The sequence below is a fragment of the Pseudomonas sp. DTU12.1 genome, assembly GCF_009873475.1.
Lineage (GTDB): Bacteria > Pseudomonadota > Gammaproteobacteria > Pseudomonadales > Pseudomonadaceae > Aquipseudomonas > Aquipseudomonas proteolytica.
Genome location: NZ_CP045254.1, coordinates 3,346,919 through 3,371,291, shown reverse-complemented (window position 1 = coordinate 3,371,291; position 24,373 = coordinate 3,346,919). Strand labels below are relative to the sequence as shown.

General features: G+C 62.0%; 19 protein-coding genes. 14 read left to right on the top strand and 5 right to left on the bottom strand.

Going from position 1 to position 24,373, the window contains the following annotated elements; translation table 11 throughout:
* Positions 1–88 precede the first annotated feature (88 nt).
* The 4 genes from GDV60_RS14530 (at position 89) to GDV60_RS14515 (ending at position 4,827) form a co-directional block, all read left to right on the top strand.
* On the top strand, positions 89–607 hold the full coding sequence (locus tag GDV60_RS14530) for a sigma-70 family RNA polymerase sigma factor (RefSeq protein ID WP_104912468.1): 519 nt from the start codon (positions 89–91) through the stop codon (positions 605–607).
* The gene (locus GDV60_RS14525; RefSeq protein WP_159907806.1) at positions 604–1,539 is read left to right on the top strand and encodes a FecR domain-containing protein; all 936 of its coding nucleotides are present in this window, start codon (positions 604–606) and stop codon (positions 1,537–1,539) included. Before GDV60_RS14530 ends, GDV60_RS14525 begins: the two co-directional genes overlap by 4 nt.
* Before the next feature lie 221 nt (positions 1,540–1,760).
* Positions 1,761–4,151: a TonB-dependent receptor gene (locus tag GDV60_RS14520; protein ID WP_159907803.1), complete on the top strand. Its 2,391-nt coding sequence runs from the start codon at positions 1,761–1,763 to the stop codon at positions 4,149–4,151.
* Positions 4,152–4,611: 460 nt separating this feature from the next.
* Complete coding sequence (locus GDV60_RS14515) at positions 4,612–4,827, top strand: molybdopterin-binding protein (protein WP_003173733.1); 216 nt, start codon at positions 4,612–4,614, stop codon at positions 4,825–4,827.
* A 19-nt stretch (positions 4,828–4,846) separates the two neighbouring features.
* Here the strand turns inward: GDV60_RS14515 and GDV60_RS14510 are convergent, their stop codons facing one another.
* The 3 genes from GDV60_RS14510 to GDV60_RS14500 are packed head-to-tail and all read right to left on the bottom strand — an operon-like array spanning position 4,847 to position 7,660.
* Positions 4,847–5,995: a MalY/PatB family protein gene (locus GDV60_RS14510; protein WP_104912465.1), complete on the bottom strand. Its 1,149-nt coding sequence runs from the start codon at positions 5,993–5,995 to the stop codon at positions 4,847–4,849.
* A 49-nt stretch (positions 5,996–6,044) separates the two neighbouring features.
* Positions 6,045–6,725: a Crp/Fnr family transcriptional regulator gene (locus GDV60_RS14505; RefSeq protein WP_029291299.1), complete on the bottom strand. Its 681-nt coding sequence runs from the start codon at positions 6,723–6,725 to the stop codon at positions 6,045–6,047.
* A 47-nt stretch (positions 6,726–6,772) separates the two neighbouring features.
* Positions 6,773–7,660 carry a LysR family transcriptional regulator gene (locus tag GDV60_RS14500; protein ID WP_070994245.1) on the bottom strand — a complete coding sequence of 296 codons (888 nt, stop codon included), beginning with the start codon at positions 7,658–7,660 and terminating at the stop codon, positions 6,773–6,775.
* Positions 7,661–7,773: 113 nt separating this feature from the next.
* Here GDV60_RS14500 and GDV60_RS14495 point away from each other — a divergent pair, with 113 nt between their 5' ends.
* A complete protein-coding gene (locus GDV60_RS14495) occupies positions 7,774–8,634 on the top strand; it encodes a DMT family transporter (protein ID WP_256679302.1) in 861 nt (286 codons plus the stop codon).
* A 376-nt stretch (positions 8,635–9,010) separates the two neighbouring features.
* On the opposite strand, the gene narL is transcribed toward GDV60_RS14495, so the two are convergent.
* Positions 9,011–9,658 (bottom strand): two-component system response regulator NarL, encoded by a 648-nt coding sequence (gene narL, locus GDV60_RS14490; RefSeq protein WP_029291304.1) that lies wholly within the window; start codon positions 9,656–9,658, stop codon positions 9,011–9,013.
* On the bottom strand, positions 9,655–11,460 hold the full coding sequence (locus tag GDV60_RS14485; protein ID WP_092237037.1) for a HAMP domain-containing protein: 1,806 nt from the start codon (positions 11,458–11,460) through the stop codon (positions 9,655–9,657). Before GDV60_RS14485 ends, narL begins: the two co-directional genes overlap by 4 nt.
* A 310-nt stretch (positions 11,461–11,770) precedes the next feature.
* Between GDV60_RS14485 and GDV60_RS14480 the strand changes: the two genes are divergently transcribed.
* The 9 genes from GDV60_RS14480 to GDV60_RS14440 all read left to right on the top strand — a co-directional run bounded on the left by GDV60_RS14480 (position 11,771) and on the right by GDV60_RS14440 (position 24,324).
* Positions 11,771–13,036, top strand: a complete 1,266-nt coding sequence (locus GDV60_RS14480) for a nitrate/nitrite transporter (RefSeq protein WP_050492699.1) — start codon at positions 11,771–11,773, stop codon at positions 13,034–13,036.
* On the top strand, positions 13,033–14,430 hold the full coding sequence (locus GDV60_RS14475) for a NarK family nitrate/nitrite MFS transporter (protein WP_159907797.1): 1,398 nt from the start codon (positions 13,033–13,035) through the stop codon (positions 14,428–14,430). Before GDV60_RS14480 ends, GDV60_RS14475 begins: the two co-directional genes overlap by 4 nt.
* Before the next feature lie 70 nt (positions 14,431–14,500).
* The gene (locus tag GDV60_RS14470; protein ID WP_029291314.1) at positions 14,501–18,274 is read left to right on the top strand and encodes a nitrate reductase subunit alpha; all 3,774 of its coding nucleotides are present in this window, start codon (positions 14,501–14,503) and stop codon (positions 18,272–18,274) included.
* 1 nt (position 18,275) lies between these two features.
* A complete protein-coding gene (gene narH, locus GDV60_RS14465; protein WP_029291316.1) occupies positions 18,276–19,814 on the top strand; it encodes a nitrate reductase subunit beta in 1,539 nt (512 codons plus the stop codon).
* Positions 19,815–19,817: 3 nt separating this feature from the next.
* Complete coding sequence (gene narJ, locus GDV60_RS14460) at positions 19,818–20,573, top strand: nitrate reductase molybdenum cofactor assembly chaperone (RefSeq protein WP_029291318.1); 756 nt, start codon at positions 19,818–19,820, stop codon at positions 20,571–20,573.
* Positions 20,566–21,243 (top strand): respiratory nitrate reductase subunit gamma, encoded by a 678-nt coding sequence (gene narI / locus GDV60_RS14455; protein WP_029291319.1) that lies wholly within the window; start codon positions 20,566–20,568, stop codon positions 21,241–21,243. The genes narJ and narI overlap by 8 nt, the downstream gene beginning before the upstream one ends.
* Positions 21,244–21,253: 10 nt before the next feature.
* Positions 21,254–22,150 carry a peptidylprolyl isomerase gene (locus GDV60_RS14450; protein ID WP_092237027.1) on the top strand — a complete coding sequence of 299 codons (897 nt, stop codon included), beginning with the start codon at positions 21,254–21,256 and terminating at the stop codon, positions 22,148–22,150.
* A 1-nt stretch (position 22,151) separates the two neighbouring features.
* Positions 22,152–23,138, top strand: coding sequence for a GTP 3',8-cyclase MoaA (gene moaA, locus GDV60_RS14445; RefSeq protein ID WP_104912461.1), 987 nt, complete (start codon positions 22,152–22,154; stop codon positions 23,136–23,138).
* A gap of 133 nt (positions 23,139–23,271) precedes the next feature.
* A complete protein-coding gene (locus GDV60_RS14440; RefSeq protein ID WP_104912460.1) occupies positions 23,272–24,324 on the top strand; it encodes a YhcG family protein in 1,053 nt (350 codons plus the stop codon).
* Positions 24,325–24,373 lie beyond the last annotated feature (49 nt).

The following is a 24,373-nucleotide window of genomic DNA, read 5'->3' as shown; positions in this document are numbered from 1 at the left end:
CGGCAAAAAGAACATGGTGCAGCGCAGGGATATTAAATAGAATGAATCTCATTTGAGACTCACTCGCGCTGCTCAGGGTTCGCTTGCCATGAATGATGCTGTATCGCCAACGACCACCGCCGAACCCAGCCTGAGCACCTTGTACCGCGACCATCGCAGTTGGCTGGAAAACTGGCTGCGTCGGCGCCTGGGCAATGCCTGGGATGCCGCCGACCTGAGCCAGGATACGTTCCTGCGGGTGCTGGCCAGTGCCCAGCCGGTAGCGCAATTGCAGGAGCCACGGGCCTATCTGGTGACAGTGGGCAAGCGCCTGCTGGTCAATTTCCATCAGCGCCGCAGCCTGGAGCAGGCCTACCTGAATGCCTTGGCACGCTTGCCCGACGACTGCGTGCCATCGCCGGAGCAGCGCTGGTTGCTGCTGGAAACCCTGCAGGCACTGGATGAATTGCTCGACGGTTTGCTGCCGGTTGTGCGTCGGGCGTTTCTCTGGAGCCAGCTCGAAGGCCTGGGCTACCGGGAGATTGCCGAGCGTCTCAAGGTCTCGGAACGTACGGTCAAACGCTACATGGCCCAGGCCTATGAGCATTGCCTGCTGGTGGAACTGTGAGCCGCACCGCGCCGGATGTGGCGCGGGCAGCGGCGCAGTGGCTGGCGCTGCTGGAGTCGGGCACGGCCGGCGAGCGCGATCACGCGGGCTTGCAGCAATGGCGCGACAGCCATCCCCAGCACGAACAGGCCTGGCAAAAAGCCCAGCTGCTGCGCCAGCGTTTTGCCGAATTGCCATCCTCCCTGGCCATGGCCAGCCTCGACCGCCCGCAACCGGGGCGGCGTGCCGTGCTCAAACGCGCCCTGGGCGTGGCAGCGCTGGTGCCGGCGGCATGGCTGCTCAGTCGCCAGTTACCCCTCGACGTGTGGCGTGCCGACCTGCATACCGCCACCGGCGAGCGCAAACGCGTGCCGCTGGCCGATGGCAGCGCCCTGCAACTGAACACGGCCAGCGCGGTGGATGTAAACCTTGCGCAGCGGCGCCTGACCCTGGTCGACGGGGAAATGGCGCTGAGTGTGCCAGGCGCGGCGGCGCTGACTGTCCACACCCGTTATGGCCAGGTTATCGCCAGCCAGGCGGAGGTCTGTGTGCGCCAGTTCGCGCAGGCGTGTGTGGTGTCGGTGCTCAAGGGCCAGGTGCAAGTGCGCGACGGAGCGGGGCATAGCGCCCTGGTGCGCGGCGGGCAACAGATACGCCTACAGGCTTCGGGGCTGGGGGCGCCGGTTCCGTTCGACGCGCTGCAACTGGGCTGGCGCGATGGCGTGCTGACGGCGCAGAACCAGGGGCTGGGCGACTTCCTGCGCGAGCTTGATCGCTATCGCCCGGGCGTTTTGCGCTGGGACCCAAGCCTGGAAGCCTTGCGCGTCACCGGCAGTTTCCGCCTGGACGACACCGACCGCATCCTCAGCCTGCTGGCCACCACCCATGGGCTGCAGGTGCAGTGGCGCACGCGCTATTGGGTCACGCTGGCACCGCGTAAAACCCTGGCTTGACCACGATTTAATTGTTGAGGCAGATCCAATGTGGGAGCGGGCTTGCTCGCGAAGGCGCAGGGTCAGCCAACTCATCTATGTCTGATACACCGCCTTCGCGAGCAAGCCCGCTCCCACACAAAGCGGCTCCAACATTTTTTCGGCCAGTTTGAACGATCGTGTCCCTTTTTTTCGGCTCGCCTGTCATCCAAGGCAAGTGAACGAAAACAGAGAGCCTTTTAATGCCTGTCGTCCCGCCATCGCTACTGCGCCTGAGTCTGGTCCTGAGCCTGAGTGCCAGCCCAATGTTTATCCCTGTGAGCTGGGCCGAGGACGCGGCCCGGCGCAGTTACCAGGTGCCCGCCGGCAGCCTGGGCAGCGCCTTGACCCGCTTTGCCGGGCTGGCCGGGGTCAATCTTTCGGTGGATCCGGCCCTGGTCGGCGGTCGCCAAAGCGCCGGGATTTCCGGTGAGTTTGCCGTCGAAGAAGGCTTCGCACGCCTGCTGCAAGGCTCGGGCCTGCAATTGCAAGCGGTGGGGGAGCGTGCCTACACCTTGATCCCCGCACCACAGGGCGGTGCTTATCAGTTGCCAGCCACCTCGATTCTGGGGACCGCGAACACACCCGTTGCCCAAACCTACGCCGGTGACCAAGTGACACGCAAAGGCGCCCAGGGCCTGTTGGGCGATAACGACTTTATGGATACCCCGTTCAACCTCACGTCTTACACCGCCAAGGCGGTGAAGAACCTGCAGGCGCGGACCCTCGGCGAAATGGTTGCCAGCGACCCTTCGGTGCGCATCACCAACCCCGCTGGTGGGCGTTTCGAGCAGTTTTCGGTGCGTGGTTTCAGCCTGTTCAACAGCGATGTGTCCTACGGCGGTCTCTATGGCGTGCTGCCGACTTACGCCATCGACATGGAAATGGTCGAGCGCGTCGATATCCTCAAGGGCCCCGGCGCCTTGCTCGGTGGTATCGCGCCGCGGGGCAGTATCGGTGGCGGGATCAATATCGAGCCCAAGCGTGCCGCCGATGCACCGCTTACCGAGTTCACTGGCAGCTATGCCTCGGCCGGGCAGTTCGGTGGTGCGGTGGATATCGGTCGGCGGTTTGGCGACGAGCAGCAGTTTGGCGTGCGTTTCAATGGCGTGAAGCAATCCGGCGATACCGAATGGGATCACCAGGAGGTCGACCGCGAAATGACCGTGATCGGCCTCGACTATCGCAAGGAGCGAGTGCGCCTGTCCCTCGACCTCGGGCGTCAGGAACGCACCGCCGACGCGCCCCAGGAGCGCGTGGAAGTTGCCAGGGGCAGCGTGATGCCCAAGGCCCGCGACATCCGCGACAACTTTGCCCAATCCTGGACGTACTCCCATACCAAGGACACCTTTGGCGCGGTGCGTGGCGAGTTTGATGTCAGCGATTCGCTGATGGTCTACGCCGCCGCCGGTGCGCGCAAAGGCAACTACGACTTCCTGCGCCACGGTGTGCAGGCGACCCAGAGCAATGGCGACTTCACGGTAGTGCCGCGCAGCTTCCGCCGCGACGAAGACGTCAAGACCGCCACTGTGGGCGCGCGCAGTTGGTTCAATACCGGCCCTGTAGGGCACACGCTCAATGTCAGCCTCAACCAGTTCAACATGGATTTCGACAATGCCGGCGAGCGCTATACCCCCGGCAGGAGCAACCTCTACAACCCGGTGGTGTTGCCCCGTCCAGGCCAGGCTGTGCGCTGGGACACCAGCACCCACACCGAAAACCGCTTCACCAGCCTGGCTTTGGCCGACACCCTGGCCTTCTTCGATGAACGGGTACTGCTGACCCTGGGTGCACGCCTGCAAAAGGTCCAGGTCACGTCCTGGAGCAATGGCATCAAGGACCAGCCGGAGTACGACGAACAAGCGACCTCGCCGGCCCTGGGCCTGGTGGTGAAAGTCACCGATCAACTGTCCCTGTACACCAACTACATGGAAGGCCTGAGCCAGGGCGAGACGGCACCTTCGAGCGGGGTAAACAATGAAAACGCGATCTTCCCGCCGACCAAGAGCAAGCAGGTGGAGGTCGGCGCCAAGTACGACATGGGCAGCTTTGGCATGACGGCCAGCGTGTTTCAGATCAAGCAGCCGGCCTATGGCATCGACAACCAGGGCTTCTTCAAACCCAATGGCGAATTGCGCAACCAGGGCGTGGAACTGAACGTGTTTGGCGAACCCCTGGCCGGCGTGCGCCTGCTCGGCGGGGTGATGCTGCTCGACAGCGAACAGACCAAGACCGCCCAGGGCCTGACCGACGGCAAGCGCGGCACCGGTGCACCAGTGGCCAACGTCAACCTGGGTGCCGAATGGGATATCCCACGCCTGCAAGGCCTGACCCTGACCGCCCGCGCGATCCATACCGGCGCGCAGTACCTGGACGCGGCCAACCAGCAGAAGATCGACAATTGGGAACGCTATGACCTGGGGGCGCGCTACACCTTCAAGGTCAAGGAAAACCCAGTGACCCTGCGTGCGACTGTGGAGAACGTGCTGAATACGACCTACTGGGCATCGGCCGCGACCTCCAGCGACAGCGCGCCCGGCCTGACCCTGTCTACGCCACGTACCTGGCTGGTGTCGGCAACAGTAGGTTTTTGACCAAACCCATGTAGGAGCCGGCTTGCCGGCGATGGGCATAGGTATCTACACAACTTTCAGAAACTGACGAACTCTCCTGTGGCGAGCGGGCTTGCCCCGCGCTGGGCTGCGAAGCAGCCCCAAAACCAGCCGCTGCGGTGTACCTGGTACAACGCATTCGGCTTATTGGGGCTGCTTCGCAGCCCAGCGCGGGGCAAGCCCGCTCGCCACAACTGCGCTATCTGCCTGGATTTAGGCGTTGTGGCAAAGTTGTGTAGATACCTATGCGGCGATGAGGCCCGTGAATCATGTGCTGAGTTCAAGGACGCCATCGCCGGCAAGCCGGCTCCTACAGGGTTTTGCATATATCTATATGGAATAAATAAATAGTTATTTATTCCTTTTGTTGTTGGTGTGAATGGCGCATTTTGAAGGTCTGCGCATTCGTGCGGATTGACCCAACAGTGAAAGGAAAACCGACATGACCATCAAAGCGATCAACGTGCGCAACCAGTTCAAAGGCGTGATCAAGGAAATCCTGCTCGGCGAAGTGGTGTCCGAGATCGACGTGCAAACCGCGTCCGGGATTGTCACCTCGGTGATCACCACACGTTCGGTGCGTGACCTGGAGTTGAAGGTGGGCAGCGAAGTGATTGCCTTCGTCAAATCCACCGAGGTGTCCATCGCCAAGCTCTGATCAGCCGCCAGGGCCGCGCCTACAGGTTTTGCAGGCTGCGTTCCAGGCGTGAAATACCTTCTTCGAGCAATGCCCGCGGGCAGCCAAAGTTCAAGCGTACGAACTGTTGGCTGTCATCGCCAAATTCCACGCCCGCACTCAACCCTACCTTGGCCTGCTCAAGGAAAAACCGCTGTGGGTCTTCCAGGCCCAGGGCGCTGCAATCCAGCCAGGCCAGGTAGGTACCTTGAGGCGCATGCATGACCACCCCTGGCAGGCGTTTTTGCACGGCATCCACCAGGTAGTCGCGGTTGCCTTGCAGGTACGTGACCAACGCCTCCAACCACTCACTACATTGGCTATACGCCGCCCAGGTGGCTTCCAGGCCCAACGGGCTGACGCTATCGACCATGCCGCAGCGCGCCTTGTTGAAGCGCTCGCGGATGAGTGGGTCCTGGACAATCGCAAAGCAGGTCTTCAGGCCGGCGACGTTGTAGGCCTTGCTCGCGGACATCAGGGTGATGGTGCGCCGTGCGATCTCTGCACTCAACGAGGCGGTAGGGATATGCCGGCGCCCGTCGAAGCACAGCTCGGCATGGATCTCATCGGAGACAATCAGCGTGCCTTGTTCCAGGCAGGCATTGGCGACGGCCAGCAGTTCCTCGCGGGCAAACACCTTGCCCAGGGGGTTGTGGGGGTTGCTCAACAGCAGTGCGCCGGCACCTTTCAAGGCCTGGCGCAAGGCGGGCAGGGGGGTGAGGTATTCGCCCTGGTCGCTCAGTTCAAACGGCACTTCGATCTTCGGCAGGTTCCAGTTGCCCGCTGCATGGCGCAGCGGCGCGTAGTTGGGGGTTTGCAAGACCACCGACTGGCCCGGTTGGACAAAGGCATGCAAGGCCATGTTGAAGCCTGGCTCGACACCCGGCAGGAACAGCAATTCATCGGGTTGCACGTGCCAGGCGTACTTGTGCCACAGGTCGCTGATGATCGCCTCGCGCACTTCCGGCCGGGCGACGCTGTAGCCGAGCATCTGCTGGTCCAGGCGCGCGTGCAGGGCCTTGAGGATCGCCGGCGGGGCGGCGATGTCCATGTCGGCAATCCACATCGGCAAGACGTCTTCGGGGTAGCGGCTCCACTTGGTGCTGCCGGTGCCGAGGCGAGGGTGGATCGTATCGAAATCAAAGCTCATGGGGGCGCTCGTGTCAGGAAGGCGGGCGAAGAATGGCGTCGATTCTAAGTCAGCCGGCCTGATAGGTCATCAACTGCTCCTCGCACAGGATGCGGATCGTGCGCCGTTGTACATCGATCAGGCCGGCGTCTACCAGCCGATGCAGGATCCGCGAAAACGTCTCTGGCTGAATCCCCAGTTTGGAGGCCACCAGACGCTTGGGCACCTGCAGCACCACATCGCCGCTGGCCAGGTCGCGCTCCTGGATCAGAAAGTTGATGACCCGGCGACTGGCATTGGCCAGGCTCAGGGTGTCGATGTCCTTGAGGCGTTGATGCAGGTGGATGCTCATGGTGCCGAGGATTGCCAGGCAGATCTGCGGCTGGTCTTCCAGGGCCTTGCGGTAATGATGGCCCTCGATGGTAACCAGCACGCTGTCCTTGAGCGCCGTGGCACTCACCGGGTAGGCCTTGGCCTGGCTGAACAGCAGGGCTTCGGCAAAGGTCTGGCCGGGGCGAATGACTTCCACCAGATGCTCCTGGCCTTCACCGGTGACCCGGTGCAACTTGACCTGGCCACTGATCAACAGGAAAAACCGCTCGGCGGGGTCGCCCTGATGCATCAAGGTCGCGTGCCCGGGCAGGCGCTTGAGATTGGCCAGGGTGCAGACGTCCTGGAAGATTTTTTCCGGCAAGGGGCTGAACAGATGATGCCGGCGCAGGGTTAAAACGATGGATGGGTGGGTCAGCATGGCGTACCTCCGCTCCCCCCCATGGTAGGGCGCAAGGCTTGCCGGGCCTATGCCTCGTTGGAGGTAGCCCCGAGGAGGCAGTGATCGCGCAGCAGTGCCGAAAATGCATCCCGGGCCGGATGGCAGCCTGTGTTGGCGTGCCAGTAAAACCGGTTGTCGATGCGCGTCAGTTCCGCGAACTCGTGGCCTTGCCAGTTGGCGCCCTGACGATATTGCTCGTAGATCCCCCGCGGTACCAGCGCGGCGCCGCTGCCGGCGCTGACACAGCCGATAATCGTACCGTAGCTGGCGATGCTGACGATTGACGCGACTTGGCCGTGGCGTGACAACCACTGCTCCAGTGCCAGGCGATACGGGCAGCCGGTCGGCCACATAAACAGGGTCAGGCCCTGCAGGTCGGTCACGGTGCGCACCGGCCCCAGGGACGTGGGGGCGATCAGCACCAGGTCTTCGCTATACAGCAGCGTGCTTTCCAGCCCGGGGCGTTGCACATCCACGGCGACAATCGCCGCATCCAGCCGATGGTGCTGGATATCATCGAGCAACTGCGACCAGGTGCCGGTGCTCAACGCCAACGACACTTGTGGGTACAGCGCGTGGTAGCGCGCCAGCAAATGGGGCAAGCGCCCCGTAGCACTGGACTCGATAGCCCCGATCCGCAGGTGCCCATGGGGCGCGCCACCAGGTGCGACGGCACGCCGGGAGGCTTCGGTGAGGTCGAGGATTTTCGTCGCGTATTCGATAAACACTTCGCCCGCAGGACTGACCCGCAGGCCCCGGCCCTCACGCAGGAACAACGCGACCCCGAGCTCCTGCTCCAGGGACTTGAGCCGTGCGGTGATATTGGACGGCACGCAATGCAGCTTTGCGGCTGCACGGGCGATGCTGCCCAACTCGTAGACCGTCTTGAACATGCGCAGTTGGGACAGTTCCATGGTTCACCTGAAGTGAAGGGTGGGCTCAGTTTAAGTCACTTTTTTCAGGGCTTGGGTTTTCTCATACTTTTGCCAGGCAGTGCCTGTGTGCTGCCACGTCCTTGAGAATGCTCATGCCCCACGCAAAAGTTGTCCTGGCGACCCTCTTCGTCATCCTCTGCTGGGCGTATTCGCCTGTCGGCATCCATATCGCGCTGCAGGCCTATGCGCCCGACAATCTGGCTGTGCTGCGCTTTTTGATTGCTTCGGTGTTTATGGCCGGGGTGGCCTGCTGCAAGGGTATTGCACGGCCCCGGGTCAGGGATTTGCCTTTGTTTGCGGTGTTGGGATTGTTTGCGGTGACGCTGCACCACATCGCCCTCAACTACGGCCAGCGCGGTGTGAGTGCCGGCGCCGCCAGCGTCCTGGCGCAATCGACGCCACTGTTCAGCGCATTGCTCGCCAGCACGTTGTTCAGGGAGCGGCTCGGCGCCTGGCAGTGGGGCTGTATCCTTGGCGGCCTGCTCGGTGCCGGAGTCGTGGCGGTGGGGGATCGGGGCTTGGGCGAACTGGATGGGCATGGCGTGTTGATCCTGCTGGCAGCGGCGTCCTGGAGCCTGTATTTCGCCCTGCAAAAGCGTTACTCACAGCGTTATGACGGACTGACAATGGTGTGTTTCACCCTCTGGTCAGGTACGGCGTTGCTGCTGGTGTATCTGCCCGGATTACCGGAGGAAGTGGCCCAGGCGCCGGTGTCGGTGAACCTGGCAGTGCTGGTGCTGGGCATCTTTCCCAGTGCGCTGGCCTACCTGGCCTGGGCTTATGTACTGACGCATAGCCAGGTCAGTCGGGCAGCGATTGCGCTTTATCTCATACCGCCGGTGGCGATGGTGATGGCATGGGTGATATTGGCGCAGCGACCTTCGATGATGGTGATTGTGGGGACGGTTATTGTTTTGGCAAGTGTGGGGGCGTTGACGGTGAAAGTGCGGTAATGCAACGCCAGAGCGCGCAGCTGCATTCCCTGCGATCACCATAGGTATCTACACAATTTTGCCGCAACGCCTAAATCCAGGCAGATAGGGCTGTTGTGGCGAGCGGGCTTGCCCCGCGCTGGGCTGCGAAGCCGCCCTAAACCCGGCTATCGCGGTTTATCTGAAGAAACGCGGCGGGCTTATTGGGGCGGCTTCGCCGCCCAGCGCGGGGCAAGCCCGCTCGCCACAACAGCCCGCTCGCCACAGGGGAGATCGTCAGTTTCTGAAGTTGTGTAGATGCCTATGCTGCGATCACGCCAGCAAGAACACCTCGGGGTGTCAGTTACCCAACGTCATCGCTAACGACCCTCGCAGGCACGCCAGCTCCCACAAAACCCTACCCAGCCTGGCGCAAATGCTCCATCGCCCACACCGCAGCCTCCACCCGCGAGCGCAACCCCAGTTTGTGCAGCAGATTCTTCACATGCACCTTCACCGTGCCCTCGGTAATCCCCAGCTTGTGCCCGATCACCTTATTGCTGTAACCCCCGGCGATGGTCTTCAACACCTGCCGCTCGCGCTCGGTCAGTTCAACCGCGGCATGGGGTTGGGGTGAGCGCAGGGCCTGGGCCAGCACGCGCGTCAGGCCAGGGCTGATCACCAGGGCGCCGTGCAGGGCATCGCGGATGTACTGGATCAGCAGTTCCGGCTCCATGTCCTTGAGCAGATAACCGTTGGCATCCAGGCGCAGGGCGTCGCGGATGTCGTCTTCGGCATCGGACACGGTAAACAGCAAGACCTTGCCGCCATAGGCCATGGCGCGCAGGCGGCGCAGGGTTTCCAGGCCGTTCATTTGCGGCATGTTGTTGTCCAGCAACACCAGGTCCGGTTGCAACGATTCGATCAGCCCCAGGGCTTCCTCGCCATTGCCGGCTTCGCCCACCACGTGCAGGTCATCTTCCAGTTCGAGCATCTGGCGCATGCCGTGGCGCATCATCGGGTGGTCGTCGACGAGCAGGATGCCGTGGCGGTGTGGGGTGTTCATGACAGGCTACCTTGTTGTAAAGACTGCCCGAGGAATTCCGGGCGAAACAGCAAATGTACCCGTGTGCCTTGGGGCTCGCGGGCAGAAATATCCAGTTGGCCGTGCAGGCTGCGGGCGCGTTCATCCATGATGTTCAGGCCGTGGTGTTCGCGTTGGTCCACCGGCTCGCTGAAGCCGCGACCGTCGTCTTCAATGCTCAAGCTCACGGTTTCGCCGTGCTGGCGCAGTTGCAGCCAGGCGTTCTCGGCATGGGCGTGGCGCAGGCAGTTGGACAAGGCTTCACGGGTCACCTGCAACAGGTGGATCTGTTCACTGGCCGACAGTTGGAAGGCCAGGGCATCCACATGCAGGTGCACCTGGAATTCGCCACGGCGCGAGAACTCCTCGGCGGTGTCTTTGAGCTCCTGGACCAGCCCGGCATCGTGGATTTGCAGGCGGAAGGTGGTCAGCAACTCACGCAGTTGCCGATAGGCGTTGTTCAGGCCTTCGCGCAGTTCGCCGGTGACGGTTTCCAGGGTGGCCTTGGGTTCGTCACGGCGCAGCAGGGTCTGCATGCGGCTGACTTGCAGCTTCATATACGACAGCGCTTGCGCCAGGGAGTCATGCAGTTCGCGGGCGATGATCGTGCGTTCATCCAGCAGTAACAGGCGGTGGTCCTGTTCACGCTGGCGCTTGAGGGACAGCGAGGTGCCAATCAGGTTGGCCAGCGCCTGGATCAGCTGTTTTTCCCAGTCCTGGGGCGCATGCCCGTCGACGAAATGCGCCTTGAGTTCGCCCAACTCTGCGCCCTGGTTGCTGATGCTGAACACCTGGGGCGGGGCCACGTGATGCCGTTCGCAGGTGGCGCAGTCGCCAATGGCGCAGACGTTGCGACTGTTCTCGCCATGCAGTGCGAGCATCTGCTGGGCCGGGGCGAGGAAGTGCCCTTGCAGGCACAGCGACAGGCGCAGGCCCGGCAGGCGCTTCTGGAAGCGCCGGATCAATTCGTCGAGGCCTTCGGCGTTGGCCAGGCGCGTGGCCAGGCTGCGGCTGCTCTCGTAGAGCAACTCGAGGGCGGCGTTGGCTTGTTGCAGGTTGAGGGTCTTGTGCTGCACCTGGCTTTCCAGGGTGCGGTGGGACTGCTCGATGGTTTCGGCCAGGGTGTTGAAGCTCAGGGCCAACTGGCCAAGCTCGTCTTGGGAGCGGTGATTGACCCGGGCTGTGTAGTCGCCCTCGCGAAAGCGTCGCGTTGCATCCACCAACTCCTTCAGGGGCGTGACCACGCCGTACTGCAATTCATACAGCCCCAGCAGCAGGATGATCAGGGTGCTGAACAGCGCCAGGCCCTGGATCAGCTGTTGCCAGCCTTGTTTGTGCTCGCTCTGCTGCTGCAACAGGCTGACGAACTGGTTCAGTTGCTCGACAAAGGCTGGCGCGCGTTCGCGGAACAGGGCGCCGTCGCCACGCTCGATGGCCGGGCGCAGCTCCAGGTTCCAGTGTTGCTGGATCTGCTGGTAGCTCTGTTGCAGGGCGCTCTGGGGGCCGTCTTCCAGCACCGCTTTCAATGACTGGCTGTCCAGGCGCCGTTGCAGGCTTTGGGTGATGGCCTGGATCTCGTCGGCGGGGGCATGGTCGGCGAGTTTCCAGCTCAGGTGGTAGGTCTCCATGCGCACCGAGCCTGCGGTGTTGATGGCCGCGCCGTCGCCCTGGCTGAACCAGGCGATCAGCCCGGCGCTCAGGGAACTGGCCAGGGCCAGGATCGCAATCAGGATCACCGCGACACCGGCCCGCGCGGGCAGGGAGCTGCGCAGCCAGTTAAACATCACGGCGTAATCGAAGGGGGAAGAACAGCAGCATGGCGGCACCTGGCAAGGAAAACAGCATTGAATTCTGCAATCCCTGGCGCACTACCTCTAAAGAGTTGCCGGCGAACCCTCCCACGGGAAAAAGCCGGCACAAGAGACCAATCCATTGATAAATAAAGACTTTCTCTTGTTATTTGGCCTACCTCCTTGGAGGTAGATGGGGCAAGCATAGGCCAATACCCCCCAGGCGGACGTTGATCTGGGTCAAGTTCTGCGAGGACGTCGCCCCTAACCTGCGCTCATGGAATCACTTCTGGGAGCGCAAACCGTGACTCAACCCCGTGTAAGACAAGGCCTGGTGCTGGGCATGAGTACGCTGGCCTTCACCGTGTGCTTTATGGTCTGGATGATGTTCGCCGTCCTTGGCGTGCCGATCAAAGAGCTGCTGCAACTCAACGAAACCCAGTTCGGCCTGCTGGCCGCCACCCCCGTGTTGACCGGCTCCCTGGTGCGCCTGCCCCTGGGCCTGCTGACGGACCGCTTCGGCGGGCGCATCGTGTTCTTTGTACTGATGCTCACCTGCGTGCTGCCGCTGTACCTGATCACCTATGCCACCGCCTTCTGGCAATTCCTGGTGCTGGGGCTGTTTGTCGGCCTGGCGGGCGGCTCGTTCTCGGTGGGCATCGCCTATGTCGCCAAGTGGTTCGACAAGGACAACCAGGGCTTTGCCATGGGCGTGTTCGGTGCCGGCAATGCCGGGGCGGCGGTGACCAAGTTTCTTGCGCCGGCCCTGATCGCCCTGGGTACCTGGCACCTGGTGCCGAAGGTGTTCAGCGCGATCCTGTTTATCACCGCGCTGCTGTTCTGGTTCCTCACCAGCGAAAACAAGGCCCACCGCAATGCCAGTGGCGCGACCTTTCGCGAGCAGTTGCTGTGCCTCAAGGACCCGGCCGTGTGGCGCTACTGCCAGTACTACTCGATTGTGTTCGGTGGCTACGTGGCCCTGGCGCTGTGGGCGACCAAGTACTACGTGCAGGAATATGGCTTCAGCCTGCAAAGCGCCGCGCTGCTGGCCGCGTGTTTTTCCCTGCCGGGTGGGGTGCTGCGCGCCGTAGGCGGCTGGATGTCCGACCGCTGGGGCGCACAAAGCGTGACCTGGTGGGTGTTGTGGGTGAGCTGGATCTGCCTGTTCCTGCTCAGCTACCCGCAGACCCAATTGCAGGTGCAGACCGTCAACGGCCCGCTGGATTTCCATATCGGCCTCAACGCCACCGTCTTCACCATCCTGCTGTTTGTGATGGGCATCGCCTTCGCCTTCGGCAAGGCCTCGGTGTTCAAGTACATCGCCAATGACTACCCGCAAAACATGGGCGCGGTGTCCGGCATCGTCGGCCTGGCCGGGGGCCTGGGTGGCTTCGTGCTGCCGATCATGTTCGGCGCCCTGGTGGACCTCACCGGCGTGCGCTCTTCCTGCTTCATGTTGATGTACGGCGTGGTCTGGGTCTCCCTGACCTGGATGTACTTCAGTGAAATCCGCAAGCAACCGCTGCTCGGTAAAGCGGTGGCCCAGCCTCTCCAAGGAGAATCCGCATGACTATCGCGCAAAAGCCCAATTCGGGCCCGGTGATCCACGACTGGCGCCCCGAAGACCCTGCATTCTGGGGCGCCAGCGGCAAACAGACCGCGACCCGCAACCTGTGGATCTCGATCCCGGCGCTGCTGTTGGCCTTCGCTGTATGGATGGTATGGAGCACGGTGATCGTGCGCTTGAACGCCATCGGCTTCAATTTCACCACCGATCAGCTGTTCTGGCTGGCCGCCTTGCCGGGCCTGTCCGGTGCGACCTTGCGCGTGTTCTATTCGTTCATGGTGCCGATCTTCGGCGGCCGCCGCTGGACCGCCCTGAGCACCGCGTCGCTGCTGATCCCCTCGCTGTGGATGGGCTTTGCGGTGCAGGACCCCAGCACTTCCTACAGCGTATTTGTGCTGATCGCGCTGCTGTGCGGCTTTGGTGGCGGCAACTTCGCCTCAAGCATGTCCAACATCAGCTTCTTCTACCCCAAGGCCCAGCAAGGCACGGCCCTGGGCCTGAACGCCGGCCTGGGTAACCTCGGCGTGTCGGTGATGCAGTTCTGCGTGCCGCTGGTGATCACCTTTGGTGTGTTCGGCCTGCTCGGTGGTCAGCCGCAGACCCTGGAAGACGGCAGCCAGTTGTGGCTGCAGAACGCTGGCTTTATCTGGGTGCCGTTCATTATCACCGTGACCCTGTTTGCCTGGTTCGGCATGAACGACCTGTCCAGCGCCCGTGCTTCGTTCAGCGAGCAAGCAGTGATCTTCAAGCGCAAGCACAACTGGTTGATGTGCTGGTTGTACCTGGCGACCTTCGGTTCCTTCATAGGCTTCTCGGCCGCCTTCCCGATGCTGATCAAGACTTCGTTCCCGGACGTCAACGCTTTGAAATTCGCATTCCTCGGCCCGCTGGTAGGCGCCCTGGTACGCCCTTTGGGCGGCTGGCTGGCAGACAAGCTGGGCGGTGCGCGGGTGACCCTGTGGAACTTCGTGCTGATGATCGTGATGGTGTTTGGCGTCCTGCACTTTCTGCCACTGAACGGCCAGGGCGGCAGCTTCTACGGCTTCCTTGGCCTGTTCATGCTGCTGTTCATTACCACTGGCATCGGCAACGGCTCCACCTTCCGCATGATCCCGGTGATCTTCCGCACCCAGCATGAAAAAGCCAGCGCCGGCAAACCTGCCGCCGTGCGTGAGCAAGCCCTCAAGGATGCGACCAAGGAATCGGCAGCCGTGCTGGGCTTCAGTTCGGCCATGGGCGCCTTCGGTGCGTTCTTCATTCCCAAGACCTTTGGCTCGTCCATGGCCTACACCGGCAGCCCGGCATTGGCCTTCTACATGTTCGTCGGCTTCTACCTGAGCTGCATTGTCGTGACCTGGTGGTGGTATGCGCGCAAAGGCGCCGAGACCCCCTGCTGAGTCGACCCCGAATTCAAACCTTGCGTGGGCGGGGCACAGAACCCCGCAGCAAGCCTGAGAGGAAAGCACCATGAGTCATTTACTCGATCAACTGCGGTTCTTCAATCGCAAGCAAGACGAATTCTCCGAAGGTCACGGCGAGACCCGCAAAGAGTCCCGCGACTGGGAGAACGTCTACCGTTCGCGCTGGCAGTACGACAAGATCGTGCGTTCCACCCACGGGGTGAACTGCACCGGCTCGTGCTCGTGGAAGATCTACGTGAAGAACGGCCTGATCACCTGGGAAACCCAGCAGACCGATTACCCGCGCACCCGCAACGACTTGCCCAACCATGAGCCGCGCGGCTGCCCCCGTGGCGCGAGCTACAGCTGGTACATCTACAGCGCCAACCGCCTGAAGTACCCGAAGATCCGCAAGCCATTGCTCAAACTGTGGCGCGAGGCGCGCCTGACCCTGTCGCCGGTCGAGGCCTGGGCGAGCATTGTCGAGGACAAGGTCAAGGCCGACTCCTATAAAAGCAAACGCGGCATGGGCGGCTTCATCCGCTCCAACTGGGATGAAGTCAACGAGATCATCGCTGCGTCCAACGTCTACACCATCAAGCAATATGGCCCGGACCGCATCGTCGGCTTCTCGCCGATCCCGGCCATGTCCATGGTCAGCTATGCCGCCGGTTCCCGTTACCTGTCGTTGATTGGTGGCGTGTGCCTGAGTTTCTACGACTGGTACTGCGACCTGCCACCGGCCTCGCCGATGGTCTGGGGCGAGCAGACCGACGTGCCGGAATCGGCCGACTGGTACAACTCCAACTACATCATTGCCTGGGGCTCCAACGTCCCGCAGACCCGTACCCCAGACGCGCACTTCTTCACCGAGGTGCGCTACAAGGGCACCAAGACCGTGGCCATCACCCCCGACTATTCGGAAGTGGCCAAGCTTACCGACCTGTGGCTCAACCCTAAGCAGGGCACTGACGCCGCGTTGGCCCAGGCGTTCAACCATGTGATCTTCAAAGAATTTCACCTGGACAAGCCCAGCGCGTACTTCACCGACTACGCCAAGCGCTACACCGACTTGCCGGTGTTGGTGATGCTCAAGCCCATGACCGGCTTTGCCCCGGGCGCAGGCTTCCAGCCCGACCGCTTTTTGCGCGCGTCGGATCTGGTCGACAATCTGGGCCAGGACAACAACCCGGAATGGAAAACCATCGCCCTCGACGAGAGTGGCGAACTGGTCTCGCCACAAGGCGCCATCGGCTATCGCTGGGGCGAGAAGGGCAAGTGGAACATCCTCGCCAAAGAAGGCGGTGAAGGCCGCGAGATCGACCTGAAACTGAGCCTGATCGGCGATGACGTCGCCGAAGTGGCGTTCCCGTATTTTGCCGGTGAAGCCCACGACTACTTCCAGCACGTGGCCGGCGATGCCGTGCAGTTCCGTCGGGTGCCGGTGCACAGCGTGACCCTGGCTGATGGCACGGTGGCTAAAGTGGCGACGGTGTTTGACCTGTCCGCCGCGAACCTGGCCATCGACCGTGGCCTGGGCGGCAGCAATGTGGCCAAGGACTACAACGACGCCAGCGTGCCGGGTACACCGGCCTGGCAGGAAGCAATCACCGGCGTCAGCCGCGAGAAGGCGATCCAGATCGCCCGCGAGTTTGCCGACAACGCCGACAAGACCCGTGGTCGCTCGATGATCATCGTCGGCGCGGCGATGAACCACTGGTACCACATGGACATGAACTACCGCGGGCTGATCAATATGCTCATGCTCTGCGGTTGCGTCGGCCAGACCGGCGGCGGTTGGGCGCACTACGTGGGCCAGGAAAAACTGCGCCCGCAATGCGGCTGGCTGCCCCTGGCGTTCGGCCTGGACTGGAACCGTCCGCCACGCCAGATGAACGGCACCAGCTTCTTCTATGGCCACAGCTCGCAATGGCGCCACGAGAAGATGAGCATGCACGACATCCTCTCGCCGCTGGCTGACAAGTCGCAGTTCCCCGAGCATGCCCTGGACTACAACATCCGCGCCGAACGCGCCGGCTGGTTGCCCAGCGCGCCACAACTCAATACCAACCCGCTGCATATCTGCCGCGACGCCGCGGCCGCTGGCATGGACCCGAAAGACTACGTGGTCAAGTCCTGGCAGGACGGCAGCTTGCGTTTTGCCTGCGAGCAGCCGGACAGCCCGGTGAACTTCCCGCGCAACATGTTTATCTGGCGTTCCAACCTGCTCGGTTCGTCGGGCAAGGGCCATGAGTACATGCTCAAGTACCTGCTGGGCACCAAGAACGGGGTGATGAACGAAGACATCGGCCACAGCACCGAATGCAAGCCGACCGAGGCCGAGTGGGTCGAAGACGGCGCCATCGGCAAGCTGGACCTGGTGACCACCCTGGACTTCCGCATGTCTTCCACCTGCGTCTATTCCGACATCGTGTTGCCGACCGCAACCTGGTACGAAAAAGACGACATGAACACCTCGGACATGCACCCGTTCATTCACCCGCTGTCGGCGGCGATTGATCCGGCGTGGGAGTCGCGTTCGGACTGGGAAATCTACAAAGGCATCGCCAAGGCGTTCTCGGCCATGTCGGTCGGCCACTTGGGCGTGGAACAAGACCTGGTCACCGTGCCGTTGATGCATGACAGCGTCGGCGAACTGGCCCAGCCGTTTGGCGGCACCGACTGGAAAAGCGCCGGTGTGGCGCCGGTACCGGGCAAGAACGCGCCAAACATGGCGGTGGTGGAGCGCGATTACCCGAACATCTACAAGCAGTTCTCGTCCCTGGGCCCGATGCTGGAAAAACTCGGCAACGGCGGCAAGGGCATCAACTGGAATACCGATGAGGAGGTCGAGTTCCTTGGCGAGCTCAACCACCACGAAGGCGATGCGGGCATCAGCCATGGCCGGCCAAAGATCGACACAGCCATCGACGCCGCCGAAGTGATCCTGTCCCTGGCCCCGGAAACCAACGGCAAGGTGGCCTTGAAAGCCTGGGCCGCGCTGTCGGAATTCACCGGCATCGACCACAGCCACCTGGCGATTTCCAAGGCCCACGAAGCGATCCGCTTCCGCGATATCCAGGCGCAGCCGCGCAAGATCATCTCCAGCCCCACCTGGTCGGGCCTGGAAGATGAGCACGTGAGCTACAACGCCGGCTACACCAACGTCCATGAAAACATCCCATGGCGCACCATCACCGGCCGCCAGCAGTTCTACCAGGATCACCCGTGGATGCAGGCGTTCGGCGAGCAATTGATGAGCTACCGGCCACCGGTCAACACCCGCACCATCGAAGGGGTGAAGGGCAAGCGCAGCAATGGCGAGACCGAAATCGTCCTGAACTGGATCACTCCGCACCAGAAGTGGGGGATCCACAGCACCTACAGCGACAACCTGCTGATGCTCACCCTCAGCCGTGGCGGCCCGATTGTGTGGCTCTCGGAAATCGACGCCAAGCGCGCCGGGATCGAGGACAACGACTGGATCGAGTGCTTCAACGTCAACGGCGCCCTGACCGCCCGTGCGGTGGTTAGCCAGCGGGTCAAGGAAGGCATGGTGATGATGTACCACGCCCAGGAACGCATCGTGAACGTACCGGGTTCGGAAACCACCAAGACCCGTGGCGGCCACCACAACTCGGTGACCCGCGTGGTGCTCAAGCCGACCCACATGATCGGCGGCTATGCCCAGCAGGCCTACGGTTTCAACTATTACGGCACAGTCGGCTGCAACCGCGATGAATTCGTGGTGGTGCGCAAGATGGTCAAGGTCGATTGGCTCGATGGTTCCAGCGGTGATGATCTGCCGCGTCCATTGCCGACCGATATCGAGGAGAACTGAGATGAAGATTCGCTCACAAATCGGCATGGTCCTGAACCTGGACAAGTGCATCGGCTGCCACACCTGCTCCATCACCTGCAAAAACGTCTGGACCAGCCGCGAAGGCATGGAATACGCCTGGTTCAACAACGTTGAATCCAAGCCGGGCATCGGCTACCCCAAGGAGTGGGAAAACCAGGACAAGTGGAAGGGCGGCTGGATCCGTAACGCCAACGGCTCGATCAACCCACGTATCGGCGGCAAGTTCCGCGTGTTGGCGAACATCTTCGCCAACCCGGACCTGCCGAGCCTGGACGACTACTACGAGCCGTTCGACTTCGACTACCAGCACCTGCACACCGCGCCCCTGGGCGAGCACCAACCCACTGCGCGCCCGCGTTCGGTGGTGTCGGGCAAGCGCATGGAGAAAATCGAGTGGGGCCCCAACTGGGAAGAAATCCTCGGCACCGAGTTCGCCAAGCGCCGCAAGGACAAGAACTTCGACCAGATCCAGGCCGACATTTATGGCGAGTACGAAAACACCTTCATGATGTACCTGCCGCGCCTGTGCGAGCACTGCCTGAACCCGGCGTGCGCGGCATCGTGCCCCAGCGGCGCGATCTACAAGCGTGAAGAGGACGGCATCGTCCTGATCGACCAAGAAAAATGCCGCGGCTGGCGCATGTGCATCAGCGGTTGCCCGTACAAGAAAATCTACTTCAACTGGAAAAGCGGCAAATCCGAGAAGTGCATCTTCTGCTACCCACGGATCGAAGCGGGCATGCCCACCGTCTGCGCAGAAACCTGCGTCGGGCGGATCCGCTACCTCGGCGTGTTGCTGTATGACGCCGACCGCATCAGCGAAGTGGCGAGCACCGCCAACGAGCACGACCTGTACGAGAAGCAGCTGGAAATCTTCCTCGACCCCAATGACCCGGCGGTGATCCGCCAGGCCCTGGCCGATGGTGTACCGCAGTCGGTGATCGACTCGGCCCAGCGTTCGCCGGTGTACAAAATGGCCGTGGACTGGAAGCTGGCGCTGCCGCTGCACCCGGAATACCGCACCTTGCCGATGGTCTGGTACGTGCCGCCGCTGTCGCCGATCCAGAACGCCGCCGCTGCTGGCACCGTGGGCATGAACGGGGTGATCCCGGATGTCGATAGCCTGCGCATCCCGCTGCGCTACCTGGCCAATATGCTGACTGCCGGTGACGAAAAGCCGGTCAAGCGTGCGCTTAAACGCCTGCTGGCCATGCGCGCCTTCAAGCGCTCACAGCAAGTGGACGGTGTGGAGGACCTGCAAGTGCTGGCCGACGTCGACCTGAGCGTTGCCCAGGTGGAAGAGATGTACCGCTACCTGGCGATTGCCAACTACGAAGACCGTTTTGTAGTGCCCAGCGCCCACCGTGAAGACGCGATGAGCGATGCGTTTGCCGAGCGTTCCGGTTGTGGTTTCAGCTTTGGCAGCGGCTGCAGTGGCAGCTCCGACACCAATATGTTCGGGGCGAAGAAGGCCAACCGCCGCGACGTGCTGAAAACCGTACAGATCTGGGAGGACTGAGCCATGCGCATTCTTAAAGTGATCTCGTTGCTGCTGGACTATCCCACCGAAACCCTGGTGAACGGCCGCGATGAACTGGAGCAGGCGATTCTCGAATCGCGGGAAATCAGCCCCAAGCAGCGTGGTGCGTTGTTCGAGCTGTTGGAGCTGATCTGCAGCAATGACCTGATGGATGGCCAGGAGCACTACGGTGCGTTGTTTGGCCGCGGTCGCTCGCTGTCGCTGCTGTTGTTTGAACACGTGCATGGCGAGTCGCGCGATCGCGGCCAGGCTATGGTCGACATGATGGCCCAGTACCAGGAGGCCGGGTTTGCCATCGGCGTCAAGGAGCTGCCGGACTACATCCCGTTGTACCTGGAGTTTCTGTCCACCCGCGAAGACATCGAGGCCCGCGAGGGCCTGGCGGATGTGGCGCACCTGCTGGCCTTGCTGGCGGCGCGCCTGGACGAGCGCGAAAGCGCCTATGCCAGTTGCTTCCGTGCGCTGTTGCAGATCAGCGGCGCCGAGCCGCACCAGGCGATTGCCGAGTTGCGCGCCCAGGTTGCCGCCGAAGTGCGCGACGACTCCCTCGAAGCCCTGGACAAGGTCTGGGAAGAGGAGGCCGTGGACTTCATGCAGGCCGAGCAGCAGGACCGTTGCAGCGCCATGCCCAGCGCGCCGGGCAAGGCCCGCGAAGAAAGTGCGGTGCCGTTGCACTGGGTGGATTTTCAGCACGAAGGGCTGGCCGCCGTGCCAGCCAAGGAGGTGGGTAATGTCTAAGTGGAATTTGCTGGTATTTGGCGTGTATCCGTATGTCGCCCTGGCCATCTGCCTGTTGGGCAGTTGGGCGCGGTTTGACCTGTCGCAGTACACCTGGAAGGCCGGCTCCAGCCAGATGCTCAATAACCGTGGCATGCGTGTGGCGAGCAACTTCTTCCATATCGGCGTGCTGTTCGTGCTGGCCGGGCATTTTGTCGGCCTGCTGACGCCGGCGTCGATCTACCACCATGTGATCAGTACCGAAAACAAGCAGCTGCTGGCGATGGTCTCCGGTGGTTTCTTCGGCTTGCTGTGCCTGGTGGGCCTGGTGATGCTGGTCAATCGTCGCCTCACTGATCCACGGGTCCGGGCCACATCAAGCCCATCGGACATCCTGATCTTGCTGGTGTTGCTGGCGCAGTTGGTCCTGGGTTTGCTGACTATCGTTGCGTCGACCGGGCATATGGACGGTTCGGTGATGGTGATGCTCGCGGACTGGGCGCAGAACGTGGTGTTGCTGCGGCCGGTGGAAGCAGCGGCGGCGATTGCCCCGGTGAGCCTGATCTACAAGGCGCACGTGGCGCTGGGCCTGAGCCTGTTTGTACTGTTCCCGTTTACCCGTCTGGTGCACATGGTCAGTGCGCCGATCTGGTACCTGGGCCGTCGTTATCAAATCGTGCGGCAGAAGTGAGGAGAACGTCATGACTACAGGATGCGGATGTGGTGGCGGCAGCGGCGGTGGTGGTTGCAGCTCTTCGGCCAAAGAGCCGGAAGTGGTGGTGGCCGTCGAGCCGCAACTGATCGCCAGCAGTGAACAGGAATGGCCGATTGTCAGCGTCAACGGGGTGCAGATTACCCCCGAGGCGATGGCTCAGGAACTGCAATATCACCCGGCTGAGAGTCGCGAGGAGGCGGTGTTCCTCGCCGCCCGCGCCTTGGTGATCCGTGAGCTGCTACAGCAGCGGATTCGTGAGCTGGGAGTGTTGCTGGAAGTCGGCGCCGGCGAGAACGAAGAAGAGGCAGCGACCCGCCTGTTGCTGGAGCGTGAAGTCAAGGTGCCGGACTGCGACGAGGCCACCTGTGTGCGCTACTTCGAAAGCAATCGCGGGCGCTTTCACAGCGCGCCGTTGCTCGCGGTACGGCACATTTTGCTGGAGTGTGCGCCGGACGACGCCGAGGCGCGGCATGTCGCGCATTCCCAGGCCGAGGTGTTGTTGTTGAGCCTGCAAGAGTCACCGGCCAGCTTTGCCGACCTGGCCTTGAAGTACTCGGCGTGTCCGTCCAAGGCCCAGGGCGGTTCGTTGGGGCAGGTGAGCAAAGGCCAGACCGTGCCAGAGTTGGAGCGCCAATTGTTTACCCTGGCCCCGGGCCTGGCCAGCAAACCCCTGGAAAGCCGCTACGGCTGGCATGTGATCTGCGTCGATCAGCGCATCGAAGGCCAGCCGCTGCCCTACGAGGCAGTCGCCACGGCGATTCGCACCCAGTTGCAGCAAGGGGTGTGGCAGAAGGCACTGGTGCAATACCTGCAAACCCTGATTGGCGCGGCCGATGTACGTGGCATCGCGCTGCAGGGCGCCGACTCGCCGTTGGTGCAGTGACATGAGCCTGGTGGATGGTGTGGGCCGTTCCATTGACTACCTGCGGTTGTCGGTGACTGATCGTTGTGATTTTCGCTGTGTGTACTGCATGGCAAAAAACATGACCTTCCTGCCGCGCCAGCAAGTGTTGACCCTGGAGGAGCTGCAACGGCTGGCGACGGTGTTCGTCAGCCAGGGTGTGCGCAAGATCCGCCTGACCGGGGGCGAGCCGCTGATCCGTCCCGGCATTGTCGAGCTGTGCCGCCACATCGCCGCGTTGCCCGGCTTGCGCGAACTGGTCATGACCAGCAACGGCTCGCAACTGGGCCGCCTGGCGCGGCCGCTGGTGGAGGCTGGGGTCAAACGCATGAATATCAGCCTCGACAGCCTCGACCCCGAACGTTTTCGCGCGATCACCCGCAACGGCGACTTGCGCCAGGTGCTGGACGGCATCGAGGCCGCACGGGATGCCAGGTTCGAGCGGGTCAAGCTCAACTGCGTGGTGATGAAGGGCCGCAACTTTGATGAAGTGCCGGCGCTGGTGCAGTACGCCATCGACCAGGGCATCGATATCAGCTTTATCGAAGAGATGCCGTTGGGGGATGTGGGGCGCTCGCGGGGCGAATCCTTTTGTTCCAGCGAGCAGGTTCGGGCCTTGATTGCCGAGCATCACTCGCTGCTCGACAGCACCGAAAACAGCGGCGGCCCGGCACGTTACGTGCGCCTGGCCCGGCATTCGCAGACGCGCATCGGCTTTATCTCGCCCAACTCCCACAACTTCTGCGCCAGCTGCAACCGGGTACGGATGACGGTGGAAGGGCAGTTGCTGCTGTGCCTGGGGCAGGACAACGCGGTGGATTTTCGTGCGTTGCTGCGCCGCTATCCGTTGGATGATCGGCCGTTGGTGGAAGCGCTGCACAAGGCGTTGCGCGGTAAACCACTGCGCCATGACTTTACCGGGGAGGGCGAGGTGCAGGTGGTGCGGTTTATGAACATGAGTGGGGGGTGAGGAGGTGCTGGAACCCTGTCGAACAGTAGTTCCCGTTGTTTTGTATCAAGGGCATTCCGCTGGCCCGCGTGGCGTTTTTCCGTCGTTACCATTGCTGGTTTCTACAACGGGCAATATCGACAAGGAACCCGGAATGAATCGATCCGCTGACAGCCTCACTACACCTCCTGAGGGATATGGCGACTGGTTGAAGGAGCTGAAAAACCGTACTCACTCTGCCCAGCAGCGTGCATCGCTGGCAGTAAACCGTGAGCTTGTGCTGCTGTACTGGCAGATTGGCCAGGACATCTTGACCCGCCAGGCGCAGCAAGGGTGGGGAGCAAAAGTCATTGAGCGCCTGGCGCAGGATTTGCGTTCAGCTTTTCCTGATATGAAAGGTTTTTCGCCGCGCAACCTCAAGTACATGCGCGCATTTGCCGAGGCTTGGCCGGAACCTGAGTTTGTGCAAGCGGTGCTTGCACAATTGCCTTGGTATCACCAAATAGCACTGCTCGATAAACTGCCCGGCCCCGAAACCCGCCGCTGGTACGCCGCCCAAGCCATTGAACACAACTGGTCACGCAACATTCTGGTCATGCAGATCGAGACCCGTTTGCTGGAGCGCAGTGGCAATGCTGTCAGCAACTTCGAAACCCTGCTGCCCAAGCCCCAGTCGGACTTGGCCCGCGAGTCGCTGAAAGATCCCTATCGTTTCGATTTTCTGGGGCTGACCCTGGACGCGCAGGAGCGTGAGATCGAAAGCGCTCTGATCAGGCATGTCACCGACTTTTTGCTGGAGTTGGGGGCAGGCTTTGCTTTTGTCGGCAAGCAGGTCCTGCTGGATGTGGGCGGCGAGGAGTTCTTCATCGACCTGCTGTTTTATCACTTGAAACTGCGCTGTTACGTCGCTATTGAGCTCAAGGCCGGCAAGTTCAAGCCAGAGCATCTGGGGCAGTTGGGTTTTTACCTCGCAGCGGTGGACGCCCAACTCAAGCACCCGCAAGACAGCCCCACCATTGGTTTGCTGCTGTGCAAAAGCAAAAACAAGATAGTGGCTGAATATGCCTTGCGTGACAGCGCTCGACCCATCGGGGTGGCGGAGTACCAGTTGGTCGGCTCCCTCCCGGCAGAACTCCAAACCAGCTTACCCAGCATCGAACAGATTGAACGTGAACTGGCCCGTGACGATACCTCTACGCAAACTTGACCCTGGTCAATTGCAACCCATCTTTCACTGCGTACCATCACTGCATCTT